Source organism: Providencia sp. PROV109, assembly GCF_033681625.1.
Lineage (GTDB): Bacteria > Pseudomonadota > Gammaproteobacteria > Enterobacterales > Enterobacteriaceae > Providencia > Providencia hangzhouensis.
The window spans coordinates 3,340,108-3,361,473 of the sequence record NZ_CP096320.1 but is presented as its reverse complement, the minus strand read 5'-3'; the positions used below and the strand labels follow the sequence as shown (position 1 = coordinate 3,361,473).

At 41.4% G+C, this 21,366-nt stretch carries 21 protein-coding genes; 18 read left to right on the top strand and 3 right to left on the bottom strand.

Going from position 1 to position 21,366, the window contains the following annotated elements; all coding sequences use genetic code 11:
- Nucleotides 1-346: 346 nt before the first annotated feature.
- The 16 genes from napF to M1F25_RS15380 all read left to right on the top strand — a co-directional run bounded on the left by napF (nucleotide 347) and on the right by M1F25_RS15380 (nucleotide 15,196).
- The gene (gene napF, locus M1F25_RS15455) at nucleotides 347-838 is read left to right on the top strand and encodes a ferredoxin-type protein NapF (RefSeq protein WP_004262238.1); all 492 of its coding nucleotides are present in this window, start codon (nucleotides 347-349) and stop codon (nucleotides 836-838) included.
- Complete coding sequence (gene napD, locus M1F25_RS15450; protein ID WP_036958482.1) at nucleotides 828-1,106, top strand: chaperone NapD; 279 nt, start codon at nucleotides 828-830, stop codon at nucleotides 1,104-1,106. The genes napF and napD overlap by 11 nt, the downstream gene beginning before the upstream one ends.
- Nucleotides 1,087-3,573: a nitrate reductase catalytic subunit NapA gene (gene napA, locus M1F25_RS15445; protein WP_036958481.1), complete on the top strand. Its 2,487-nt coding sequence runs from the start codon at nucleotides 1,087-1,089 to the stop codon at nucleotides 3,571-3,573. Before napD ends, napA begins: the two co-directional genes overlap by 20 nt.
- Nucleotides 3,574-3,579: 6 nt before the next feature.
- Nucleotides 3,580-4,290, top strand: a complete 711-nt coding sequence (napG, locus tag M1F25_RS15440) for a ferredoxin-type protein NapG (RefSeq protein WP_004262231.1) — start codon at nucleotides 3,580-3,582, stop codon at nucleotides 4,288-4,290.
- Nucleotides 4,277-5,140: a quinol dehydrogenase ferredoxin subunit NapH gene (gene napH / locus M1F25_RS15435; protein ID WP_164455260.1), complete on the top strand. Its 864-nt coding sequence runs from the start codon at nucleotides 4,277-4,279 to the stop codon at nucleotides 5,138-5,140. The genes napG and napH overlap by 14 nt, the downstream gene beginning before the upstream one ends.
- Nucleotides 5,137-5,586 (top strand): nitrate reductase cytochrome c-type subunit, encoded by a 450-nt coding sequence (gene napB / locus M1F25_RS15430; protein WP_094961335.1) that lies wholly within the window; start codon nucleotides 5,137-5,139, stop codon nucleotides 5,584-5,586. The genes napH and napB overlap by 4 nt, the downstream gene beginning before the upstream one ends.
- Nucleotides 5,587-5,595: 9 nt before the next feature.
- On the top strand, nucleotides 5,596-6,234 hold the full coding sequence (napC, locus tag M1F25_RS15425) for a cytochrome c-type protein NapC (RefSeq protein WP_094961336.1): 639 nt from the start codon (nucleotides 5,596-5,598) through the stop codon (nucleotides 6,232-6,234).
- Nucleotides 6,235-6,431: 197 nt separating this feature from the next.
- Complete coding sequence (locus M1F25_RS15420; RefSeq protein WP_004262222.1) at nucleotides 6,432-7,172, top strand: heme ABC transporter permease; 741 nt, start codon at nucleotides 6,432-6,434, stop codon at nucleotides 7,170-7,172.
- The gene (gene ccmD / locus M1F25_RS15415) at nucleotides 7,169-7,381 is read left to right on the top strand and encodes a heme exporter protein CcmD (RefSeq protein ID WP_004262214.1); all 213 of its coding nucleotides are present in this window, start codon (nucleotides 7,169-7,171) and stop codon (nucleotides 7,379-7,381) included. Before M1F25_RS15420 ends, ccmD begins: the two co-directional genes overlap by 4 nt.
- Nucleotides 7,378-7,869, top strand: a complete 492-nt coding sequence (gene ccmE, locus M1F25_RS15410; RefSeq protein ID WP_004913345.1) for a cytochrome c maturation protein CcmE — start codon at nucleotides 7,378-7,380, stop codon at nucleotides 7,867-7,869. Before ccmD ends, ccmE begins: the two co-directional genes overlap by 4 nt.
- Nucleotides 7,866-9,797, top strand: a complete 1,932-nt coding sequence (locus M1F25_RS15405; protein ID WP_094961337.1) for a heme lyase CcmF/NrfE family subunit — start codon at nucleotides 7,866-7,868, stop codon at nucleotides 9,795-9,797. Before ccmE ends, M1F25_RS15405 begins: the two co-directional genes overlap by 4 nt.
- Nucleotides 9,794-10,351 carry a thiol:disulfide interchange protein DsbE gene (gene dsbE / locus M1F25_RS15400; protein WP_004262204.1) on the top strand — a complete coding sequence of 186 codons (558 nt, stop codon included), beginning with the start codon at nucleotides 9,794-9,796 and terminating at the stop codon, nucleotides 10,349-10,351. Before M1F25_RS15405 ends, dsbE begins: the two co-directional genes overlap by 4 nt.
- A complete protein-coding gene (locus tag M1F25_RS15395) occupies nucleotides 10,348-11,418 on the top strand; it encodes a cytochrome c-type biogenesis protein CcmH (RefSeq protein WP_136134525.1) in 1,071 nt (356 codons plus the stop codon). The genes dsbE and M1F25_RS15395 overlap by 4 nt, the downstream gene beginning before the upstream one ends.
- Nucleotides 11,419-11,573: 155 nt before the next feature.
- Nucleotides 11,574-12,317 carry a hypothetical protein gene (locus M1F25_RS15390; RefSeq protein ID WP_181488280.1) on the top strand — a complete coding sequence of 248 codons (744 nt, stop codon included), beginning with the start codon at nucleotides 11,574-11,576 and terminating at the stop codon, nucleotides 12,315-12,317.
- 237 nt (nucleotides 12,318-12,554) lie between these two features.
- The gene (locus M1F25_RS15385; protein ID WP_112307320.1) at nucleotides 12,555-12,980 is read left to right on the top strand and encodes a DUF2946 domain-containing protein; all 426 of its coding nucleotides are present in this window, start codon (nucleotides 12,555-12,557) and stop codon (nucleotides 12,978-12,980) included.
- A gap of 182 nt (nucleotides 12,981-13,162) precedes the next feature.
- Nucleotides 13,163-15,196, top strand: coding sequence for a TonB-dependent copper receptor (locus tag M1F25_RS15380; RefSeq protein ID WP_112307319.1), 2,034 nt, complete (start codon nucleotides 13,163-13,165; stop codon nucleotides 15,194-15,196).
- A gap of 49 nt (nucleotides 15,197-15,245) precedes the next feature.
- Here M1F25_RS15380 and M1F25_RS15375 read toward each other — a convergent pair whose 3' ends face one another.
- Nucleotides 15,246-16,130 carry a helix-turn-helix domain-containing protein gene (locus M1F25_RS15375; protein WP_004262166.1) on the bottom strand — a complete coding sequence of 295 codons (885 nt, stop codon included), beginning with the start codon at nucleotides 16,128-16,130 and terminating at the stop codon, nucleotides 15,246-15,248.
- Nucleotides 16,131-17,027: 897 nt separating this feature from the next.
- Between M1F25_RS15375 and M1F25_RS15370 the strand changes: the two genes are divergently transcribed.
- Entirely contained in the window at nucleotides 17,028-17,282 is a 255-nt protein-coding gene (locus M1F25_RS15370; protein WP_144140959.1) for a helix-turn-helix domain-containing protein, read from the top strand.
- A 110-nt stretch (nucleotides 17,283-17,392) separates the two neighbouring features.
- On the opposite strand, the gene M1F25_RS15365 is transcribed toward M1F25_RS15370, so the two are convergent.
- Complete coding sequence (locus M1F25_RS15365) at nucleotides 17,393-18,388, bottom strand: hypothetical protein (RefSeq protein WP_232368689.1); 996 nt, start codon at nucleotides 18,386-18,388, stop codon at nucleotides 17,393-17,395.
- Nucleotides 18,389-18,622: 234 nt separating this feature from the next.
- Complete coding sequence (locus tag M1F25_RS15360) at nucleotides 18,623-19,459, bottom strand: MurR/RpiR family transcriptional regulator (protein ID WP_036958475.1); 837 nt, start codon at nucleotides 19,457-19,459, stop codon at nucleotides 18,623-18,625.
- Nucleotides 19,460-19,852: 393 nt separating this feature from the next.
- Between M1F25_RS15360 and M1F25_RS15355 the strand changes: the two genes are divergently transcribed.
- Entirely contained in the window at nucleotides 19,853-21,364 is a 1,512-nt protein-coding gene (locus tag M1F25_RS15355; RefSeq protein ID WP_112307318.1) for a CoA-acylating methylmalonate-semialdehyde dehydrogenase, read from the top strand.
- Nucleotides 21,365-21,366: the final 2 nt, after the last annotated feature.

The window sequence follows — 21,366 nt, the reverse complement described above, 5'->3', positions numbered from 1 at the left end:
TTCTAAATGACATTGCGCATACTACTTTAGTGGTAGTTTTTGGTTGGTGTTATAATTTAAAAAATTAAAACTTGAGTTTAAATTAATAATTCATATTAAAAAAATGTTAACAAATAATTAAAAAGGCCTGTTTGTTTATCATTTTGATGCTATTTTTAGCTAATGGCGAGTAAATAACGTAAATGTTGTCATTTCTAGTCGTATACGGGGAATTACCTCTTTTACCCACTTGGTAGTATGTATTTTTATAACCTCTATCGTTAATATTTCTCATAAATACACATATAAAAAATGCGGTTTATCAATACGTTTTAGTTTTTTTGTTGGCAATGTAAAGGAAAAAAACATGGTTGATCTCACCCGTCGGGGAGTATTAACTGGTGCGTGGCGTAGTGCAGCCCCAGTGGTTCGGCCGCCATGGAGTGGTAGTGAAACGCAATTTATTGAATTGTGTACCCGTTGCAATGCCTGCGTTGAGAGTTGCGAAACGGCAATTATCCAACCGGGAGCAGGGGGCTACCCTGTTGTTGATTTTAAGCGTGGTGAATGTACATTTTGCTATGCATGTGCAACAGCATGTCCAGAACCTATTTTCCTTCCAAAACATTCCCAACCTTGGGATATCTCAATTTCGATTGGCCAAAATTGTCTTGCTTATCTTTCGATTGAATGTCGACGTTGCCAAGACAGTTGTGAGCCTGAAGTCATCTCTTTTCGTCCGTCAATGGCCGGTATATACCAGCCAAAAGTAGAAACACCAGGTTGTACAGGCTGTGGTGCTTGTGTCGCAGGTTGCCCAGTTTCAGCCATTACCGTGGAGCATGAACATGCACAGTAACTATCAAGTGTGCAGTTTAATAGTACAAGTAAAAAGTGAACGACTGTCTACTGTGGCCGAAGAAATTAATCAACTTTCTAATTGTGAGGTGGCGTTAAGCGCCCCAGAAAACGGAAAACTGATTGTGGTTGTTGAAGGGCAAGGTAGTAGAACGTTGTTAGATACTATTGATTTAGTACGCGATATTGACGGCGTACTAGATGTTTCGCTGGTTTACCACCAGCAGGAAGAGCAAGGTGAGGAAGATTATGAAACTCAGTCGTCGTAGCTTTATGAAAGCCAATGCGATAGCGGCCGCTGCTGCGGCGGCAGGTATTGGCGCACCAAGCATTGCGAAAGCAGTGGTTGGCCAACAAGAAAGTATTAAATGGGACAAAGCCCCTTGCCGTTTTTGTGGTACAGGCTGTGGGGTATTGGTGGGAACTCAAAATGGTCGCATCGTGGCCAGCCAAGGTGACCCAGAAGCGCCTGTAAACCGTGGTCTAAACTGTATCAAAGGGTATTTCTTACCTAAAATCATGTACGGAAAAGACCGTTTAACGCAGCCAATGTTGCGTATGAAAGACGGTGAATATGACAAAAATGGGGAGTTCACACCGATCACGTGGGAACAAGCCTTTGATGTTATGGAAGAAAAAGTCAAAACCACATTAAAAGAAAAAGGCCCTGAAGGGATCGGTATGTTCGGTTCGGGTCAGTGGACAGTTTGGGAAGGCTATGCAGCATCAAAACTGTTCAAAGGTGGATTCCGTTCTAATAACTTAGACCCTAATGCACGCCACTGTATGGCTTCTGCGGTAGTGGGCTTCATGCGTACTTTCGGTATGGATGAGCCAATGGGTTGTTATGATGATATTGAGCATGCTGACGCGTTTGTCCTTTGGGGCTCAAACATGGCAGAAATGCACCCAATCTTGTGGTCTCGTATCACCAACCGCCGTCTGTCTAACCCTGACGTGCGTGTTGCCGTGTTATCGACTTTTAAACACCGTAGCTTTGAATTAGCGGATAACGGTATCGTTTTTACACCACAATCTGACTTAGTGATCCTGAACTATATTGCGAATTATATTATTCAAAATAATGCAGTTAATCAGGAATTCCTTGATAAACACGTGAATTTACGTCGTGGTGCAACAGATATCGGTTATGGATTACGCCCAACTCACCCACTCGAACAAAAAGCGAAAAATGCAGGTTCTGATGCATCTGAGCCAATGACGTGGGATGAATATAAAGCCTTTGTTGCGGAATATACTTTAGACAAAACCGTAGAAATGACAGGGGTTCCAAAAGATCAGTTAGAAGAACTCGCTAAACTTTACGCAGACCCTAAAACTAAAGTGGTTTCTTATTGGACCATGGGCTTTAACCAGCACACTCGCGGTGTTTGGGCAAATAACTTAGTGTATAACCTGCACTTACTGACAGGGAAAATTTCTCAACCTGGCTGTGGGCCGTTCTCATTAACCGGTCAGCCATCAGCGTGTGGTACCGCTCGTGAAGTTGGTACGTTCTCACACCGTTTACCAGCGGACATGGTGGTTACCAATGAAAAACACCGTGAAAAAGTAGAAGGTGTGTGGGGGCTGCCTGCTGGGACGATCCCTGAAAAAGTCGGTTTACACGCTGTTGCCCAAGACCGCGCTTTAAAAGACGGTAAATTGAATTTTTACTGGGTAATGTGTAACAACAACATGCAAGCGGGCCCGAATATCAACCAAGAGCGTATGCCAGGTTGGCGTGACCCTCGCAACTTTATTGTGGTTTCTGACCCCTATCCAACAGTTAGTGCGTTAGCTGCTGACTTGATTTTACCAACAGCAATGTGGGTAGAAAAAGAAGGCGCTTACGGTAATGCGGAACGTCGTACTCAGTTTTGGCGTCAGCAAGTTAAAGCACCAGGCGAAGCGAAATCTGACTTAATGCAGATGGTGTTGTTCTCTAAACGCTTTACAACGGATGAAGTGTGGCCTGAAGAGTTATTAGCGAAAAAGCCTGAATTACGCGGTAAAACGCTGTATGACGTGTTATTCGCTAACCAAGCGGTAACGAAGTTCCCTGTGAGTGAGTTAGCCGAAGACCAACTTAACGATGAATCACGTGAATTAGGCTTCTACTTACAAAAAGGGCTGTTCGAAGAATACGCTGGCTTTGGTCGCGGTCATGGTCATGACTTGGCTGATTTTGATGACTACCACAAAGCGCGCGGTATCCGTTGGCCAGTGGTTGATGGCAAAGAAACGCAGTGGCGTTATAGCGAAGGAAATGACCCTTACGTTAAGGCTGGCGCGGGTTATCAATTCTACGGTAAACCTGATGGTAAAGCGGTCATTTTTGCACTGCCATTTGAACCTGCTGCGGAATCGCCAGATAAAGAATATGACTTATGGTTATCAACAGGCCGTGTATTAGAACATTGGCATACCGGTAGTATGACACGCCGTGTTCCTGAACTACACCGTGCTTTCCCTGAATCTCTTGTGTTTATACATCCAATCGATGCGAAAGAGAGAGGTTTACGCCGTGGTGATAAAGTCAAAGTAGTTTCACGCCGTGGTGATGTGACCACGATTGTTGAAACTCGTGGCCGTAATAGACCACCAAAAGGCTTAGTTTACATGGCGTTCTTCGATGCTGCGCAGCTAGTGAATAACTTAACACTGGATGCAACCGATCCGCTTTCAAAAGAAACGGATTACAAAAAATGTGCCGTTAAACTGGAAAAGGTGTAATTGCTCATGCCCCAGAAAGCTAAGTCTCAACAGGCTAAGTCCCAGAACAGTCGTCGTCGCTTTTTACGCGATGTCGCCCGCACTGCGGGTGGGTTGGCGGCTGTTGGTGTGGTGCTGGGGCTTCAGCAACAAACTTCCCGTGCGAGTGGTGTTAAGCTTCGCCCGCCGGGAGCTCTTGATGAAAAAGCATTTGCCAGTGCATGTGTCCGTTGTGGGCAATGCGTTCAAGCCTGTCCGTATGACATGTTGAAATTAGCGACATTGGCATCAGGCTTGGCTTCAGGAACGCCGTACTTCATCGCTCGAGAAAACCCGTGTGAAATGTGTGAGGATATTCCTTGCGCCAAAGTTTGCCCAAGTGGTGCATTGGATAAAGACATTGAGTCGATTAACGATGCACGCATGGGGTTAGCCGTTTTACTCGATCAGGAAAACTGCCTGAACTTTCAAGGGCTAAGGTGTGATGTATGTTACCGCGTATGTCCACTGATTGATGAAGCCATCACATTGGAACTTGAACAAAACCACCGAACAGGTAAGCACGCGCGCTTCTTACCCACAGTCAATAGCAATTACTGCACGGGATGCGGTAAATGTGAACAGGCTTGTGTATTGGAAGAGGCGGCTATCAAGGTATTACCAAGGTCGTTAGCAAAAGGTGAGTTAGGACACCATTACCGCTTTGGTTGGCTGGAGGGTAACAATGGCGAATCGTAAACGTGATGCCGGACGTGAAGCTCAGGCAAAAAAAGGTTGGTGGCAGAGCCACAAGTGGTTGGTATTTAGACGTACAAGCCAATTGCTGGTGTTAGCGATGTTCTTGAGTGGGCCATGGTTTGGGGTGTGGATTTTACATGGTAACTACAGCAGTAGCTTATTGTTAGATACCGTACCTTTGACTGACCCATTAATCACCTTAGAGAGCTTAGCAAGTGGTTACTTACCGGGGATCTCAGCATTAGTTGGGGCTGCTATCGTATTCGGGGTTTATGCACTGTTGGGTAAGCGTATTTTCTGCAGTTGGGTTTGTCCTGTAAACCCAGTGACGGATGCCGCGGCGTGGTTAAGACGTAAGTTTGATTTTAACCAGTCCGCAACGATACCACGCAATATTCGTTATGTATTGCTGGTGGTTATCCTGATCGGTTCTGCTATTACAGGAACCTTACTTTGGGAATGGCTTAATCCAGTTTCATTAATGGGGCGCAGTTTAATTTTTGGTTTTGGCAGCGGTGCATTGGTTTTAGTTGCACTGTTTTTATTCGATTTATTAGTTGTGGAACATGGTTGGTGCGGTCACCTTTGCCCATTAGGTGCGCTATATGGCGTGGCAGGGTGTAAGGGCGCACTAGTTGTTACAGCGGAAAATAAAGAAAACTGTAGCCGTTGTATGGACTGTTTCCACATTTGTCCGGAGCCGCAAGTTCTGCGTGCACCGGTCCTAGATAAACAAGCTCCAGCACAGATATCAGATAAAGATTGTATCACTTGCGGTCGTTGCATTGATGTTTGTTCTGAGGATGTTTTTAAAATAACACTAAGATGGAGTTCGGGAGCAAAATCATGAAAAATCCTGTCCTGAAAAAGACGCTCAGCCGTTGGGTGGCTGGAATGGCCTTTGTTGTAAGCAGTCTTGTTTGGGCTGCTAATGGTGTAGACCTGACCCAATCACCAGAAGTATCCGGTACGTCAGAAGGAAGCATTCATATTCCGAAAGAGCAAGAAAGAATGGCATTAAACTATGTGAATCAACCGCCAATGATCCCACATAGTGTTGAAGGTTATCAAATTACCACTAATACTAATCGTTGTTTGCAATGCCATGGTGTGGAAAATTATCGCACCACAGGGGCACCAAGAGTTAGCCCAACGCACTTTATGGATGCAACAGGCAAAGTTCTTGGCGAAGTCGCACCAAACCGCTACTTCTGTCTACAGTGCCACGTGCCGCAATCAGACACGGCACCGATTGTTGATAACACATTTACCCCATCCAAAGGTTTTGGGAAATAAGGGGGAATTATGTCAAATAATAATGATAAGCAAATAAATGATGACAAGCCGAAGAAAAAGGGCTTGTTTGGGTTACTCGGCCGAGTATGGCGGTGGTGGCGTAGGCCAAGCCGTTTAGCATTAGGAACCTTATTGCTGATTGGTTTTGTGAGTGGTGTTATCTTCTGGGGCGGCTTCAATACGGGTATGGAAATGGCCAATACGGAAGAGTTTTGTATTAGCTGCCATGAAATGCGTGAGAATGTCTATGAAGAATATATGGATACTATTCACTATACTAACCGTAGCGGTGTTCGCGCAACTTGCCCAGATTGTCACGTACCGCATGAGTTCGGCCCCAAAATGGTGCGTAAAATTCAAGCGAGTAAGGAGCTATACGGGAAAATTTTTGGCATCATTGACACACCTCAAAAATTTGAAGACCACCGGTTAGCGATGGCGCAAAGTGAGTGGCGACGGATGAAAAATAACGACTCACAAGAGTGTCGTAACTGCCACAATTTTGAGTATATGGATTTCACGGCACAAAAAGGGGTTGCAGCTAAAATGCATGACCAAGCCATCACGGATGGTAAAACTTGCATTGACTGTCACAAAGGAATTGCCCATAAATTGCCGGACATGCGTGAAGTTGAACCTGGCTTTTAATTTAAGGTAATCATTTTATGATGAGTTATACCGATAAATTATAAGTAATGATCAATAAATAGGCTGGTTATGCGTTTGAGTATGATCAGCCTAAGTTATATTTGTGTTAAATCAATATATTTGCTTTTTTAATGTGTATTGTATGATTCTGTCACGCAGCATTTACTAACAATATAATAAATCAGGGTAATTAAACTATGTGGAAAAAGCTTCATCAACTTGCCATCCCAGTTAACCTTTACCGGTTATGTGGGCGTCTAATACCGTGGTTTATTATATTGAGTGTAATTTGTTTAGCGGTGGGGTGGATTTGGGGATTTGGCTTTGCGCCAACCGATAAAGTCCAAAGCCAAAGTTATCGTATTATGTATATCCATGTTCCTGCCGCGATGTGGTCGATGGGCATTTATGCCACAATGGCAATTACTGCTTTTGTTGGTCTTGTCTGGCAAATGAAAGTCTCTGAATTGGCGATAGCGGCAATGGCACCGATAGGGGCGGTATTTACTTTTATTGCCTTGGTGACAGGTGCGACATGGGGTAAACCAATGTGGGGTGCATGGTGGGTATGGGATGCACGTTTAACCTCTGAACTAATTCTATTTTTTCTGTATGTGGGGATTATTGCTTTATGGCATGCTTTTGATGACCGCCGTACAGCAGGAAAGGCCGCTGCGATTTTAGTATTAATTGGTGTGATTAACTTACCTATTATTCATTATTCAGTTGAATGGTGGCAAACTTTGCATCAACCTTCGACGCGTATGCAAGAAAGTATCAACCCAGCTATGCGTACGCCACTACGTTTAGCTATCCTTGGTTACCTATTTCTCTTTATCTCATTAACGTTAATTCGTTTACGTAGTCAATTATTGTTGTTAGAACGTAACCGTCCATGGGTATTAGATATTGTGAATAAAAAAGGACGTCAATCATGACTAGCGCATTTGCATCTTGGAGTGAATTTTGGGCGATGGGCGGCTATGGTTTTTATGTATGGCTGGCGGTTGCGCTGACATTAATACCTATTTTGTTACTCTGTTTGCATACATACATACAAAGAAAAATGATAATAAATGCAATTATTCAACAGCAAGCTCGTGAAGTAAGACAAAAAGCAGCAAGAGCGCGTAGGGAGGGAGTGTGAATATTCGTCGTCGTAACCGACTTTGGTTGATCTGTTCCATATTGGTTGGCGTGGGGTTAACCCTCGCATTGATTCTCTACGCATTGCGCTCAAGTATTGACTTGTTTTATACCCCCGGTGAAATCATCTATGGTAAGCGAGAAACTCAGCAAATCCCTGAAGTTGGGCAACGCTTACGTGTCGGTGGCATGGTCATGCCAGGTAGTGTAGTACGTGATTCTGACCCAGTCTCTAATGCTGTCAATATCACTTTCACTGTTTATGATGCCGAAGGCGAAGTTAACGTAAGTTATCATGGAATTTTGCCTGACTTATTCAAAGAAGGGCAAGGTGTTGTTGTTCAAGGGGAGTTACAGGAGAATAATCATATTTTAGCGAAAGAAGTGCTTGCTAAACATGATGAAAACTATACGCCACCAGAGGTTGAAAAGGCGATGCAAGAAAACCACCGCAGGCCAGCAGCTGCCTATAAGGACAATGCATCATGATCCCTGAAATTGGTAGCGTTTTACTGTGCTTGGCATTAGGTCTTGCCGTTTTGCTGTCTTTTTACCCGCTATGGGGGGTGGCACGAAATGATGCACGCTTAATGGCATCATCACGTCCATTGGCATGGTTACTTTTTCTCTGTGTAACAGGGGCATTCCTAGTATTAGTGAATGCCTTTGTTGTTAATGATTTCTCAGTCACGTATGTTGCCAATAACTCTAATACGCAATTACCTATTTGGTATCGTGTTGCGGCGACATGGGGAGCTCACGAAGGCTCATTATTACTATGGGTATTATTAATGAGCGGCTGGACATTTGCGGTGGCAATTTGCAGTTACCGTATGCCTCTCGACATTGTTGCCCGTGTTTTAGCTGTTATGGGGATGGTAAGCGTTGGTTTTTTGCTGTTTATCATCTTTACTTCAAACCCATTTTCGCGCACGCTGCCCGCCTTTCCGATTGAAGGGCGTGACCTCAACCCATTACTACAAGACCCAGGGCTGATTTTCCACCCACCATTGTTATACATGGGCTATGTCGGCTTCTCAGTGGCATTTGCCTTTGCGATTGCGGCATTGTTAAGTGGCCGGTTAGACAGCTCTTTCACACGTTTTGCTCGCCCTTGGACGATGGCAGCCTGGTTCTTTTTAACGTTAGGGATCATGTTAGGTTCCGCATGGGCTTATTATGAATTAGGCTGGGGGGGCTGGTGGTTCTGGGACCCGGTAGAGAATGCCTCCTTTATGCCATGGTTAGTGGGAACGGCATTGATCCACTCACTTTCCGTTACTGAACAGCGAGCCACTTTTAAAGCATGGTCACTATTATTGTCGATTTTTGCTTTCTCATTGTGTTTACTCGGGACTTTCTTAGTTCGCTCAGGGGTACTGGTTTCGGTACACGCCTTTGCCTCAGACCCATCTCGAGGGTTATTTATCTTAGCCTTCATGGTGATAGTGATTGGCGGCTCTTTACTGGTGTTTGCACTGCGTGGGCACAAGGTACGCTCAAGGGTTAACAATGCCTTATGGTCGCGTGAATCCATGTTATTGGGTAATAACGTTATCCTAACAGCAGCGATGCTAGTTGTGTTACTCGGTACATTGCTACCGTTAGTCCATAAACAAATTGGCCTGGGTACGATTTCCATTGGTGAACCGTTCTTTAATACTATGTTTATAGCGTTGATGGTGCCATTTGCCTTATTACTGGGGATTGGGCCACTCGTGCGTTGGGGACGTGACCGCCCTGCGGCTATCAAAAAGTTATTAATCATTGCAACGGTATTAACCGTTATTCTTTCTTTTGCCCTACCATTACTGATGGAAGATAGGGTAGAAGCGTTGACGGTTGTCGGCTTAATGATGGCGTGCTGGATAGCAATTCTTGCCTTCGCAGAAATGCGAGTCCGCATCAGTAAGAAAATCAAGCTCACGCCAAGTTACTGGGGAATGGTACTGGCGCATTTAGGTTTGGCGGTAACCATCGTCGGTATTGCCTTTAGCCAAAATTACAGTATTGAGCGTGATGTGAAAATGAAGCCGGGTGATAGCATTTCAATTCGTGCTTATACCTTTGTATTTAATGGCGTACGAGAGGCTGATGGCCCTAACTACCAAGGTGTCATTGGCAGTATTTCAGTGAAAGAGAAAGACAAAGTCATCGGTGTTTTAATGCCAGAAAAACGTTTTTATAGCGTTAGCCGAGCTGTTATGACCGAAGCGGCGATTGATGGTGGTTTTACTCGCGATTTATATGCTGCATTGGGTGAGGAAGTCGCTAAAGATACGTGGACTATGCGTTTGTATTATAAACCATTTGTTCGTTGGATCTGGTCTGGTGGCGTATTAATGGCTATTGGTGCGTTATTTTGCTTGTTTGACCCACGTTATCGTCGCCGTAAATTACAAGGGGAAACAGCATGAACCGCAAAGTCTTCTTAATTCCTTTTATTATTTTTGCAGGAATCGCTGCGGTCCTGTTATGGCAATTGATGCGTAATGCAGAAGGGGATGATCCTCGTTTATTAGAATCCGCTTTAATTGGTAAGCCAGTGCCCGTTTTTCGCCTTGAATCGCTAGAAAACCCCGGTCAGCACTACGAATCCGATGTATTAACACAAGGGCAACCTATCTTGTTGAATGTTTGGGCAACATGGTGCCCTACATGCCGTGCAGAACATCAATATTTGAATAAGTTGTCTGCACAGGGTGTTCGTGTGGTTGGGTTGAACTATAAAGATAAACGGGATAAAGCCATTGTGTGGTTGCGTGAGTTAGGCAACCCTTATGCCCTAAGCTTATTTGATGGTGAAGGTATGTTAGGCCTTGATTTAGGGGTATATGGTGCACCTGAAACGTTCTTAATTGATGGTAATGGTGTGATCCGTTATCGTCACGCAGGGGCAATGGACGAGCGCGTCTGGGAAAAAGAATTTAAACCCCTTTGGGAGCGCTATAATCAGGAGGCGAACCAATGAGGTATTTATTGGGTTTATTAATGTTAGCGTTAAGTGCAACGGTGACATATGCATCGACAGAAGTCTTTACTTTCGATAATGAACAGCAAGAGCAGCAATTTCGTAAATTAACCGAAGAGCTACGTTGCCCTAAATGCCAGAACAACAGCATTGCGGATTCTAATTCAATGATTGCACTGGACTTGCGCCAAAAAGTGTATGAGTTAATGAAAGAAGGCAAAAACCGTGATGAAATCGTTGATTACATGGTTGCACGTTATGGTTACTTCGTCACTTATAACCCACCACTGACGCCGCTAACGATTGTACTGTGGGGGTTACCGTTTGTTGCGATAGCGGTAGGCGGCTGGATCATTTTTGCCCGTTCTAAAAAACGCGTTAGATTAAAACAGGTTGAGCAGGGCGATGAGGAAGCATTACCTGAGGCCTCTCGCACTAGCAACTGGGTTTATTTACCCGGGTTTATCATTGCATTAGGTGTTGCGGGGGGGGCTTATTATCAGGTAGGTAGCTACGAGAAAGTGGCAGATTGGAATAATGCTTATCAACAAGCTCCCGCTTTGTTAGACAGAGCGCTAGATCCGTCTGAGCCACCACTCAATAATGCGGAAATGGAACACCTCGCTTTAGGTCTACGTACTCGCCTCCAGGAAGACCCGCAAAATGTAGAAGCGTGGGAAATGCTAGGCCGTATTGGTATGGTGTTGGGGAATGCGACCATGGCAACCGATGCCTATGGCCGTGCTTATCGACTAGCCCCTAAAAATGAAAATGTAGTGATGGGGTATGCGGAAGTTTTGACACGCTCTTCTGACCCAGAAGATAACCGTCAAGGTGCAGAGCTACTTAAAAAGCTGATTGCTGAAGACCGTACCAATGTGAAAGCATTAAGCATTTTTGCATTCAATGCATTTGAGCAAGAGCGTTATGCAGAGGCCATCTCGGCTTGGCAAATGATGTTAAAACTACTGCCTGAGAATGACCAACGTCGTCCTATTATCGAGCGTAGTGTTGAACAGGCACTGATGATGGTACACGAAAAGAAAGGGCTGCCAGCGGATAAGTAATTTTTTTCTCTAATCGTGTTATACAGGTGTTCTCCTGTATAACGCGACTCGTCCAAATATAAATCTACAGTTTGAATTGCTTCGGTTTATTAAAGAATATTGATACTAATTCTTTTAACATAGTTTGAGTTTATAACTAGATAAAAGGAAGCAATATGTCAACTCAACGAATGCGTGATTCTAATCTAACGAAGATCCCTCGTCTAATCACTTCAAATTTGAATCGATTCATATCAGATAAGGGGGTTGGGGCTAAGTCTTTGAATAATTGGAAAAAATTAAGTCGATTTGTTGATGGTATTAAACAAAATAAACAGATTGACCTGACAGGGTCAAAAATTCCCATTCGGCTACCCACGTTAAGGCATGCCTATTCAGAACCTTCAAAGATTCATCAAAAAAACATATCAGGGGCATTGGCATTAAATCGGTCGGCTTCGGAGCCAAGCAATCTAAATCGCTCCCACAGGACGCCAGTTCAAAAGGGGGCATTAGCGAGAGCGCAACCTAATTATCAGCCAAGTCAGGCTCCAAGAAGCCCACAATATATTCAAAAAGCAAAAGACGACAAGATCACCGCATATCAATCACTCCCTGATGTGGTTAAAAATTTTCTTAACGAAAAGCTCAGCTATAAAATTTTGGTCACTTTCAAAAAAGGGTTAGCTGGCAAGGAAGTAAAAAAATATATGGTTGCTTATGAAGAATTTAAACAAGGTGTTAGCGATAAAGAAAAGGAGGAATATCAACAGAACAAATTGAGCGGTTTTACACCGGATAACCGATTTCAATTTACCAAAACGGTTTGGATTGAATTGGATAAACTCATATTAATTCCAACTAAAGAAGAGATAACTAAAATAGTGGCTAACACAAAATGGTCTCATCTAAATCGTTAGGTTTAGATGGTTTATATGTAAATAATTAACTTATTATTTGCTTTAATTTCAGTCTATTGTCATAAGGAGAGAGATTCAATCAATAGATTGATTTTTATTGGTAATTGTTTGTTTTTTAGTTCATTACATGTAGAGGTAGGCCCTGCTTAACATTAATGGTGAAAATTGATAACATCCCTCCTCTAAATAAGATACAATTTCGCGCTATAAAATTCGTACTGAGATAACGGAAAAACGTTGCACCTGCGCCCTTTTATCAAACAGCTATCCGCTTATCTTGCTTTGCTTGCCATTGTTATGCTGTTCATTGCACCACTGGTTTCTAAATCTATGGTGCATATGAACACTTGTGCAGATATACAAAGTGAGATGGCGGACCAATCGATGCATTCGCATCATAGTATGCCAATGCCTGAAAATTGTGACGTTTCTACACCAATGAATCATATGTTAATGACGGGGATGGGGCAGTCTCCGATGGAAGACATTGCATGTGGTTACTGTCAGTTATTGGTCCACTTTCCATTTCTTATCTTATTTATTGCTGCGGTTATTCGACAACTCGCCACGCTGACTCTATTTGTTCCTTTTGAGCGCTACGTTCACATTTGGTTATTTAGACCATGGTCATTACATCTCGCTAGAGCCCCGCCTATTTACTGATGTCTTAGCATTATAAATCTTACAAATTAATTTAATTGCTATTTTTGCCTTTATTGTGCAAAGCGTTTTCGTTCATCTTGAATTTCTTTGATTTTTAAGAGGTTCACCCATGGGTGCTGAAAATGTATTTGCAAGTTAAGAGGCGAAAGCAGCGTACCTATATTCTAAGAAACAGGTAAAAAATGAACACACACGTTTTTAAAGTGGCTCCTATTGCAACGCTGGTTATTAGTGCGATTTTTACAGCACCTACAGTCGCTAAAACTGAAATCAACCAAAGTCTAATCTCAAATAGCTCAGTGATGATTGTTACTGCGCCAGTCGATTCACCATTGACTATTACGACATCCCCTAAAACACCAAGGCAGCCCGTCCCTGCGAGTGATGGTTCTGATTACCTTAAAACGATCCCAGGCTTTTCACAGATACGTAACGGTGGAACTAACGGAGATCCGGTTTTTCGTGGCATGTTTGGGTCTCGTTTGCGTATTTTAACCAATGATAGTGAAATGTTGGGTGCATGCCCTTCTCGTATGGATGCACCGACTTCTTATATTTCACCGGAAAACTTTGATGTATTAAATATGATTAAAGGGCCACAAACTGTTTTATGGGGGCCTGGGAATTCAGCAGGAACAATCCGGTTTGAGCGCGAAAAACCGCTATTTACTGAAGCAGGTATTAAAGGCAACGCAAGTGCCTTAACGGCATCTAATGAGCGCTGGGATGGTAATGCTGATATTAGCTTAGGTAATGAAACGGGTTATGTTCGTGTTATTGGTAATAAATCACGTTCAAATGATTATAAAGATGGCAATGGTGATAAGGTTCCCTCTAAATGGGATAAGTGGAACGCTGATATTGCTATCGGCTGGACGCCAGATGAATATACATTATTAGAATTAACCGCTGGTAAAGGCGACGGCGAAGCTCGTTATGCAGGGAGGGGAATGGATGGCTCTCAGTTTAAACGTGAAAGCTTAGGCTTACGCTTTGAAAAGAGTAATATCGGTGATGTTTTAGATAAAGTTGAAGCAAATGTTTACTACAATTACGCCGATCATATTATGGATAATTACTCGCTTCGTACTCCATCAGGCGGTGGAATGGGGGGCGGGCATATGGGGCATGGAGGCCACGGTATGATGAATATGCCAATGAAAATGCGAGTTGACCGTGAAACCATGGGCGGCCGTACCATGGGAACATGGTTATGGAAAGACTATGAACTGCGTGCAGGGGCTGACATGCAGACCAATAAACATCGTAAAAACAATAATAATAGCTGGAAAAAAGATGCACAATTCCAAGATTATGGTGTTTTTAGTGAGCTAACTTGGCATGCGACTGAGCAAGGTAAAGTTGTTAGCGGGGCTCGTTTAGATCGTGTGATAGTTGAAAATAGTACAGGCGTAGGCTCTTCAGGGCGTAATACGGTGATGCCAGCGGGCTTTGCGCGTTATGAGCATTCTTTATCTGGTACACCTGTTATGGTATATGCTGGTGTCGGCTATACAGAACGTTTTCCTGATTATTGGGAGTTGTTTTCGCCTAAACTCGGACCAGATGGTAGCAATAATGTGTTTGATAAGCTAAAAACAGAAAAAACGACTCAGTTAGATATTGGTGCTAAATATAGCCATGAAGACACCAATGCATGGGTTTCTGCATATGTGGGGCGTGTTGATGATTTTATTCTCTTCCGTTATAGCGCGACAAACCCGCGAATGAGCCAAGTTGAAAATGTTGACGCATTAATTATGGGCGGAGAGCTCGGTATAGCACAGAAACTCAGTGATGAATGGAAAGCCGATGCAAGTCTTGCTTACTCTTGGGGAGAAAATCGTACAGATGGCAAAGCGTTACCGCAAATGCCACCATTGGAAAGCCGATTTGGCTTATCGTGGGAAAAAGGTGATTGGACTACGACAGGTTTAGTACGCGTTGTTAGCCGTCAAAATCGTGTTGCGATTAATGATGGTAATGTGGTGGGGAAAGATTTTAGCAAGAGTGCAGGTTTCACAATATTTTCATTAAATACAGCGTATAAAATTAATGAAAATATGAAATTAAGCGCAGGCGTTGATAACCTTTTTGATAAAACCTATAGCGAGCACCTTAATTTAGCTGGAAATAGCGGTTTTGGTTATTCATCCAATGTACCAGTGAATGAACCAGGGAGAAATTTCTGGGCAAAAATTAATGTGAGTTTTTAATTGTTAGGCTAGCATCCCATACAGTATTCGTATGGGGTGCTGCTAGTCGTTAAATAATAACAGGAATATAGTAATTTAGCTCTTGGATGAAATTGCGTGAATCATTAATGAATGCTTCATAAGTGGGTTTGGATTTTAGGACATATTGCTCTATATCAGGCCCTTTACCACGGACGATATCCATTTCAGCAAGTACCTTCCCATAAGCAGTATAAATAATATCATTGTAATCTATACCATGAAGGCTACTGGTGATCTTGATTTCTAAATAATTTCCTGCGGGTAACTGTAAGTTGGTTGTTTGCGGAAGTGCAATATCAACATCTTGTTCATCTAGAGCCGTGGTATATAGGAAATGGCCTTCTGCATTAGTACTTTGATCAACACCGTGAATGGCGTATAAATGCTGAGTGACATAATGGTTTTTATTGAAAAAATCCATCCAATAGTGTCGGCGTAGCTCATCCGTTTTTAGGTTCCACTCATTAATATCTTTAGTGTAACGATGTTTAGTTCCGAGTAAATTGATGGCTGGCAATTGAGTCAATTTAACTTGAACACTGAGCTCTTTATTCTCTCGTAGAGGTAAGCAAAACCCTTCAATTTTCCAACCCTGTCGTTTTCTGTATTCAGAAGGGGTCAGATTAAATTGTTTTTTAAACGCACGGCAAAAAGTTTGTTGTGAGTCAAAACGGTACCTCAGAGAAATATCCATTATGCTGTCATTTGTTAGCCGTAGTGCGACAGCAGAACAAGAAAGGCGCCTTGCTCGGATATAGGAACCAAGTGCGAGCCCTGTTTGGTTCTTAAACAGGCGCTGAAAGTGCCATTTGGTGTATCCTGATTTATCGGCAACAGTATCTAGGGATAGGCGAGATTCTAAATTTTGTTCTATCCAGAGAATGATTTCCCTGATAACACTTTCTTGTAGCATGATTATCCTTTCAGGTCTCTTTTACTTACCAACAAAATAACAAGCCATATAATATAGCAAGGTTATGAATTGTAAGTACTCATAGGTGCTCGTAATAGGATACCATGCTAACTGACAATTTTATTAAAAAGATGTGAAGTTAAGTAAGTATTGGGCGGTGGAAACGTAGCTAGATTGCTTGAGTACACCTATCTAGCGTTTACATAATTTGTCTAATTTTTACGTATTGTGGTATAGACTGAAGGTAATGAACATGGCATAAATGCAGTGGAGTGAATTTTTTTACCGAAAATAGCTAGGTGTGATAATTAATTTTAGATATTCAGAATAAGAGCAGGTTAATGTAAGGCACTAATATGAAAAGGTGATTTAGCTTTATAGACTAATATGAAAATTTTTATATTTAATACCTAAATTTAATGTTGTTATTCGACTAATAAATAAAAAAAAGCGCCTTTTTTTATGATTGAAAAAAAATTTCTTTATTATAATTATGTTCTGGAAACTTATTGATACGCATGAATACAAATTGTCACGAATTTCTTAAGGTTATAACATTAAATCAGTCAAGATAATTTTATTAAATTGAAAATGTAAGTTAGAATTTTGGTTAAATTGAAAATGTAATTTTGAAGTCGTTGGCTTATTACAGTGTAGTTTTCTATACCTATTAGGTTATAAAAATAACGTGATCAGAATCACAGTTAAAAAGATAACGATATAGCCATATATATCAGTATTTTATATGGTTGTTGTTTTTTAATTCATTAATAGATTGTCTTTAAATGACTTGTTTAGTTAGGGTTTTATTATTATAAGTCAATTTATAAATTTATGGTTGGTGATAGTTTACGCACCGGTTAATAATATTCATTTTAATATTTAATAGAGGTTATTATGGGGAAGGAAAACATTGCTAAAATGCTAGGGATAAAAATCCGAAAACAACGAGAAAACCATAAGATATCGATAGAACGAATGGCGAGTTTAATTGGTGTAACAGAAGAAGAAATGAGTCGATTTGAGACAGGAGAAAGTTGTATTGATGTCGATTCACTATTTCAATTTGCTTATCTTTTTAATGTTGATCCCGCTTCTTTTTTATATGGCGTTGTCAATGTGAATAATGGTACATGTAGTTCAATACACTGATTATAAGTAATTTTAGAATGTAACATTAAGCGGTATAGTATTGTTATATCATTCGTGAGCATAATAATATTAACTGTTACTATCAGAATTATCTTTATATTTCGTAATAATCAAATATATCCATGAGTATTTAGCTGTTTTATTACTATATCTGTTAGTTTATTGGCGCGACTCCATTGATTAATTTTGGCTAGTTTTGTGTTGCTACCGAGTCTTAAAACAAATTGGTCGAGTTGCTCTACAATAAAATTATTTTGATTAATCTCTTGATATGTTTCATTAAAAGAGAGTTTTTCCTTTATCTCATATCGGTTATTACATTGTTTTAATGACAGTTTGTCTAAAATCTTCCCCGTATTGAAAAAGATTTCAAATGAAACCAATAAACCGTTTTCTTGGCGTAAATTAATCATCAATACATCGCCATCGGTTCTTTTAGTAAAGGGATGTGAGTATTGAATAGCGGGGGATGAAAGGACAAAATCAGGCATCAAGGATAACAATAATTCTATGTTTTTTGTGATGGTGTTTCGTAGTATATTGAATGGTAATTGATTTTCAGTTTCTATTATTCGGTGCGCTGTGATACGCAATAACCCTGTTTCGGTACCACGTTTAGACATTAAAGACGCTTTTATTTGATTGAACTGGTTATCAAAGCTAAGAGGTTGGTTATAATCAATCAATACATCATGGCGCATTGCTTGCTTTAATACCTCCTTCAATTCGTTTTCACTAAAGTTGGGGATATCATTCAATAGGATATCTTTTCCGGCAGATACCGCAGTCTGAATTGCAAATCTTAGTAACTCATCACTGCAAGTGGATGTCATTATAATGCAGTCAACGCCATCATTATTGATCAACTCTTCTATCTTTTTCTTTTGACACATAAAGTAAGTCATAGAAGGTAGAGATGGAGACAAATGGCAAATTGACTTTAGCTCACTATGATGAGCGCAGCATTTTATCGCATTTATATAAAGTTGGTTATAAGGTGCAGTGCCGATTAAACCAATACCAGAGCGATTAAGTGACGTGACAGAATGCTGCTCTTCAAGTAAACGAAGGTGTCCGAGTAAATAAAGAAAGTGTGTATTTAACATGCTTAGCCCTTATTCTTGGTTTTATCTAACACGAGATGTAATCCCAACATAGCAGGGTGAAATAATAATTTCATTTCATTGTCTTTTTAGAATTTGTATTTTCTGATGAGACTCACAAATTAAAGAAAAAAATGAAACTTAACTAGTTTTTAATAATGACGTCTACGTTAATTAGAGAAAGGACTGGAAGAGGCTCTGAATTAATGGAGGTGTTTAATTACAGAGCCATATATCTTAGACTAAGCTGCTGCCCTGACGGTAGGCTAATGCAACGGTCAGTGATTGTGCTAAACATAAGGTGGCTGATTGCGAACGAAATGCATCTACTTGGGCTTCTTTGATAACAAAACAAACATCGCTAAAACTTGCCAAAGGGCTAATTTGGCTGTCAGTAATAACGATTTGCTGCGCACCTGCTTGGGCCGCCTTCTCACTTACCATGACAGTTTCCGAAGCGTAAGGCGTGAAACTGATTGAAATAACGACGTCATTTTCACTGATCCTGCTGATCTGTTCCTTGAACATTCCGCCAAGCCCATCAATAAGTACTGGGCGACATTCCAAATGGCTAAGAGCGTAACTTAAATACGTTGCAACGCTGAATGAGCGACGCAAACCGATAATATAGATATTTTGTGCATTTGCTAATAACGATACGGCTTTTTCGATATCTTCAGCAGGGGTTCTGGCTGCCATTTGTTGTAAAGCTTGGGCGTTAGAATGAGCGAACTCCTTCAAAATTTGGGAAGGGTCATCTCCCAGTTCTTGGGAGCCGTCCATTTCACGAAACATGCGGGCTCTATCTGTGTAGCTGGCCGTTTCTTCAACGAGGTTCATACGAAACAATTGTTTCATTTCATTAAACCCACTGAAATTAAACGCATTTGCAAAGCGGATCAGAGTCGAAGGCGGAACCTTAGCCTCTTTCGCAATGACGGCAACTGTATCAAATGCGACACTATTCGTATTATCTAACACATAGCGTGCTACTTGCTGTAGCCGTTTACTTAATTCGTCATACCTTGAGCGAACTTGCTCTTGAAACTCATTCAAATTTGATGCACTTGACATATAACCTCCAGAATTTGGCTCTAATTGTAGTTGTTTTACGGCGTTAGTCGAATCTTTTTGAAACACTTAGTTCATATTTAAAAATTTTCTTTTTTTAGGATCTTAAAATAATTTGAATTTGGGATAATAAATTGAACAGCTTACATCAATTTGTTCTCTTATTTTCTTGATGGAAAGAAAGCCATGTTTAGCCCAATACAAAGGAAAAATAGCCAATAAATAAGTGATGGACATAAGTTTAAAATAGGTGTTTTTTAGCCGCGATTAAAAATTTCATAAAAACTTTGTCTAGATCACATAAATTGAATGTTATTTCAAATTTAGTTGTAAATGAAACAAATATTTCATATACATTGAGTAACAAGGTAACTCTGTCAGCTAAAGAGAGGCAACATGGAACAGATTCATAATTTCATTGGTGGTGAGATAGTATCCAGCAAAAGTGGGCGTTTTGCACCGGTATTCAACCCAGCAACGGGTGAGCAAATTGCTCAGGTTGTACTTAGCAGTGCCGATGAAACAAAAAAAGCAATTGAGATTGCGAATAAAGCATTCCCTAAGTGGTCAAAACTTTCCCCTTTGAAACGTTCCCGGATCTTATTCAAATTTAAAGCATTGCTGGAAGAGAATATGGATGAACTGGCTCGTTTAATTTCAAGAGAACATGGTAAAGTTTTTTCTGATGCGGTAGGTGAATTAACGCGTGGTTTGGAAGTCGTTGAATTTGCATGTGGTATCCCTCACTTACAAAAAGGTGAGCACTCAGCCAATGTTGCTACCGGTGTTGATAGCCACTCATTAATGCAACCTCTGGGGGTATGTGCGGGAATTACACCATTTAATTTCCCAGCAATGGTACCGATGTGGATGTTCCCAGTGGCTATTGCAACAGGCAATACCTTTGTTTTAAAACCATCAGAAAAAGACCCTTCTTTAGCATTAGGATTAGCTAAATTATTAAAAGAAGCAGGTTTACCTGATGGCGTATTTAACGTTGTTCAAGGGGACAAAGAATCTGTCGATGTGCTCTTAACTGCGCCAGAAGTCCAAGCCGTTAGTTTTGTTGGTTCAACACCTATTGCTGAATATATTTACACGACGGCATCTGCTCATGGCAAACGCTGTCAAGCACTCGGTGGTGCAAAAAACCATTGTATTTTAATGCCGGATGCGGATATGGGGCAGGCGGCTAATGCCATTATGGGCGCGGCATTTGGTGCAGCGGGCGAACGTTGTATGGCATTATCTGTAGTCTTAGCCGTCGGTGATGAAACAGCAGATGCGCTCATTGCTATCCTGAAAGGTCAAATTGCTAAAATGTCCGTCGGGCCTGGTATTACGCAAGGCAAAGAAAATGATATGGGTCCCGTCATTTCAGCACAGCACAAAGCTAAAATCTGTGACTATATTACTAGCGGTGAAAAACAAGGTGCGACGTTATTAGTTGATGGCCGTGATTTTAAAGTGAAAGGCTTCGAAAATGGTTATTTTGTAGGACCAACATTATTTGATAATGTCACTCCTGAGATGGACATTTATAAAGAAGAAATTTTTGGGCCTGTCTTAGCCGTAGTGCGTGTTCCAGACTTCGAAACGGGTTTGAAACTAATTAACCAACATGAATATGGAAATGGAACGGCTATTTTCACCCGTGATGGTGAAACGGCTCGTGAATTCCAAGAAAATGTCCAAGCTGGAATGGTTGGGATCAACATACCGATTCCAGTACCGATGGCATTCCACAGTTTTGGTGGTTGGAAACGTTCTATTTTTGGTCCATTAAATGTACATGGAAATGATGGTGTTCGCTTCTATACTCGCATGAAAACAGTCACTAGTCGTTGGCCTGCAAGTGTTCGCTTAGAACACCATGAAAGTAGTTTCACAATGCCTACCATGGAATAAAT

Bases quoted from the DNA above. Each gene is read 5' to 3' on its own strand.
- M1F25_RS15395 (WP_136134525.1), top strand. From the start codon at position 10,348: ATGAGGTATTTATTGGGTTTATTAATGTTAGCGTTAAGTGCAACGGTG.
- napB (WP_094961335.1), top strand. From the start codon at position 5,137: ATGAAAAATCCTGTCCTGAAAAAGACGCTCAGCCGTTGGGTGGCTGGA.
- dsbE (WP_004262204.1), top strand. From the start codon at position 9,794: ATGAACCGCAAAGTCTTCTTAATTCCTTTTATTATTTTTGCAGGAATC.
- M1F25_RS15405 (WP_094961337.1), top strand. From the start codon at position 7,866: ATGATCCCTGAAATTGGTAGCGTTTTACTGTGCTTGGCATTAGGTCTT.
- napA (WP_036958481.1), top strand. From the start codon at position 1,087: ATGAAACTCAGTCGTCGTAGCTTTATGAAAGCCAATGCGATAGCGGCC.
- M1F25_RS15365 (WP_232368689.1), bottom strand. From the start codon at position 18,388: ATGTTAAATACACACTTTCTTTATTTACTCGGACACCTTCGTTTACTT.
- M1F25_RS15360 (WP_036958475.1), bottom strand. From the start codon at position 19,459: ATGTCAAGTGCATCAAATTTGAATGAGTTTCAAGAGCAAGTTCGCTCA.
- M1F25_RS15370 (WP_144140959.1), top strand. From the start codon at position 17,028: ATGGGGAAGGAAAACATTGCTAAAATGCTAGGGATAAAAATCCGAAAA.
- M1F25_RS15390 (WP_181488280.1), top strand. From the start codon at position 11,574: ATGTCAACTCAACGAATGCGTGATTCTAATCTAACGAAGATCCCTCGT.
- napF (WP_004262238.1), top strand. From the start codon at position 347: ATGGTTGATCTCACCCGTCGGGGAGTATTAACTGGTGCGTGGCGTAGT.
- napC (WP_094961336.1), top strand. From the start codon at position 5,596: ATGTCAAATAATAATGATAAGCAAATAAATGATGACAAGCCGAAGAAA.
- ccmD (WP_004262214.1), top strand. From the start codon at position 7,169: ATGACTAGCGCATTTGCATCTTGGAGTGAATTTTGGGCGATGGGCGGC.
- napD (WP_036958482.1), top strand. From the start codon at position 828: ATGCACAGTAACTATCAAGTGTGCAGTTTAATAGTACAAGTAAAAAGT.
- napG (WP_004262231.1), top strand. From the start codon at position 3,580: ATGCCCCAGAAAGCTAAGTCTCAACAGGCTAAGTCCCAGAACAGTCGT.
- napH (WP_164455260.1), top strand. From the start codon at position 4,277: ATGGCGAATCGTAAACGTGATGCCGGACGTGAAGCTCAGGCAAAAAAA.
- M1F25_RS15380 (WP_112307319.1), top strand. From the start codon at position 13,163: ATGAACACACACGTTTTTAAAGTGGCTCCTATTGCAACGCTGGTTATT.
- M1F25_RS15375 (WP_004262166.1), bottom strand. From the start codon at position 16,130: ATGCTACAAGAAAGTGTTATCAGGGAAATCATTCTCTGGATAGAACAA.
- M1F25_RS15420 (WP_004262222.1), top strand. From the start codon at position 6,432: ATGTGGAAAAAGCTTCATCAACTTGCCATCCCAGTTAACCTTTACCGG.
- M1F25_RS15355 (WP_112307318.1), top strand. From the start codon at position 19,853: ATGGAACAGATTCATAATTTCATTGGTGGTGAGATAGTATCCAGCAAA.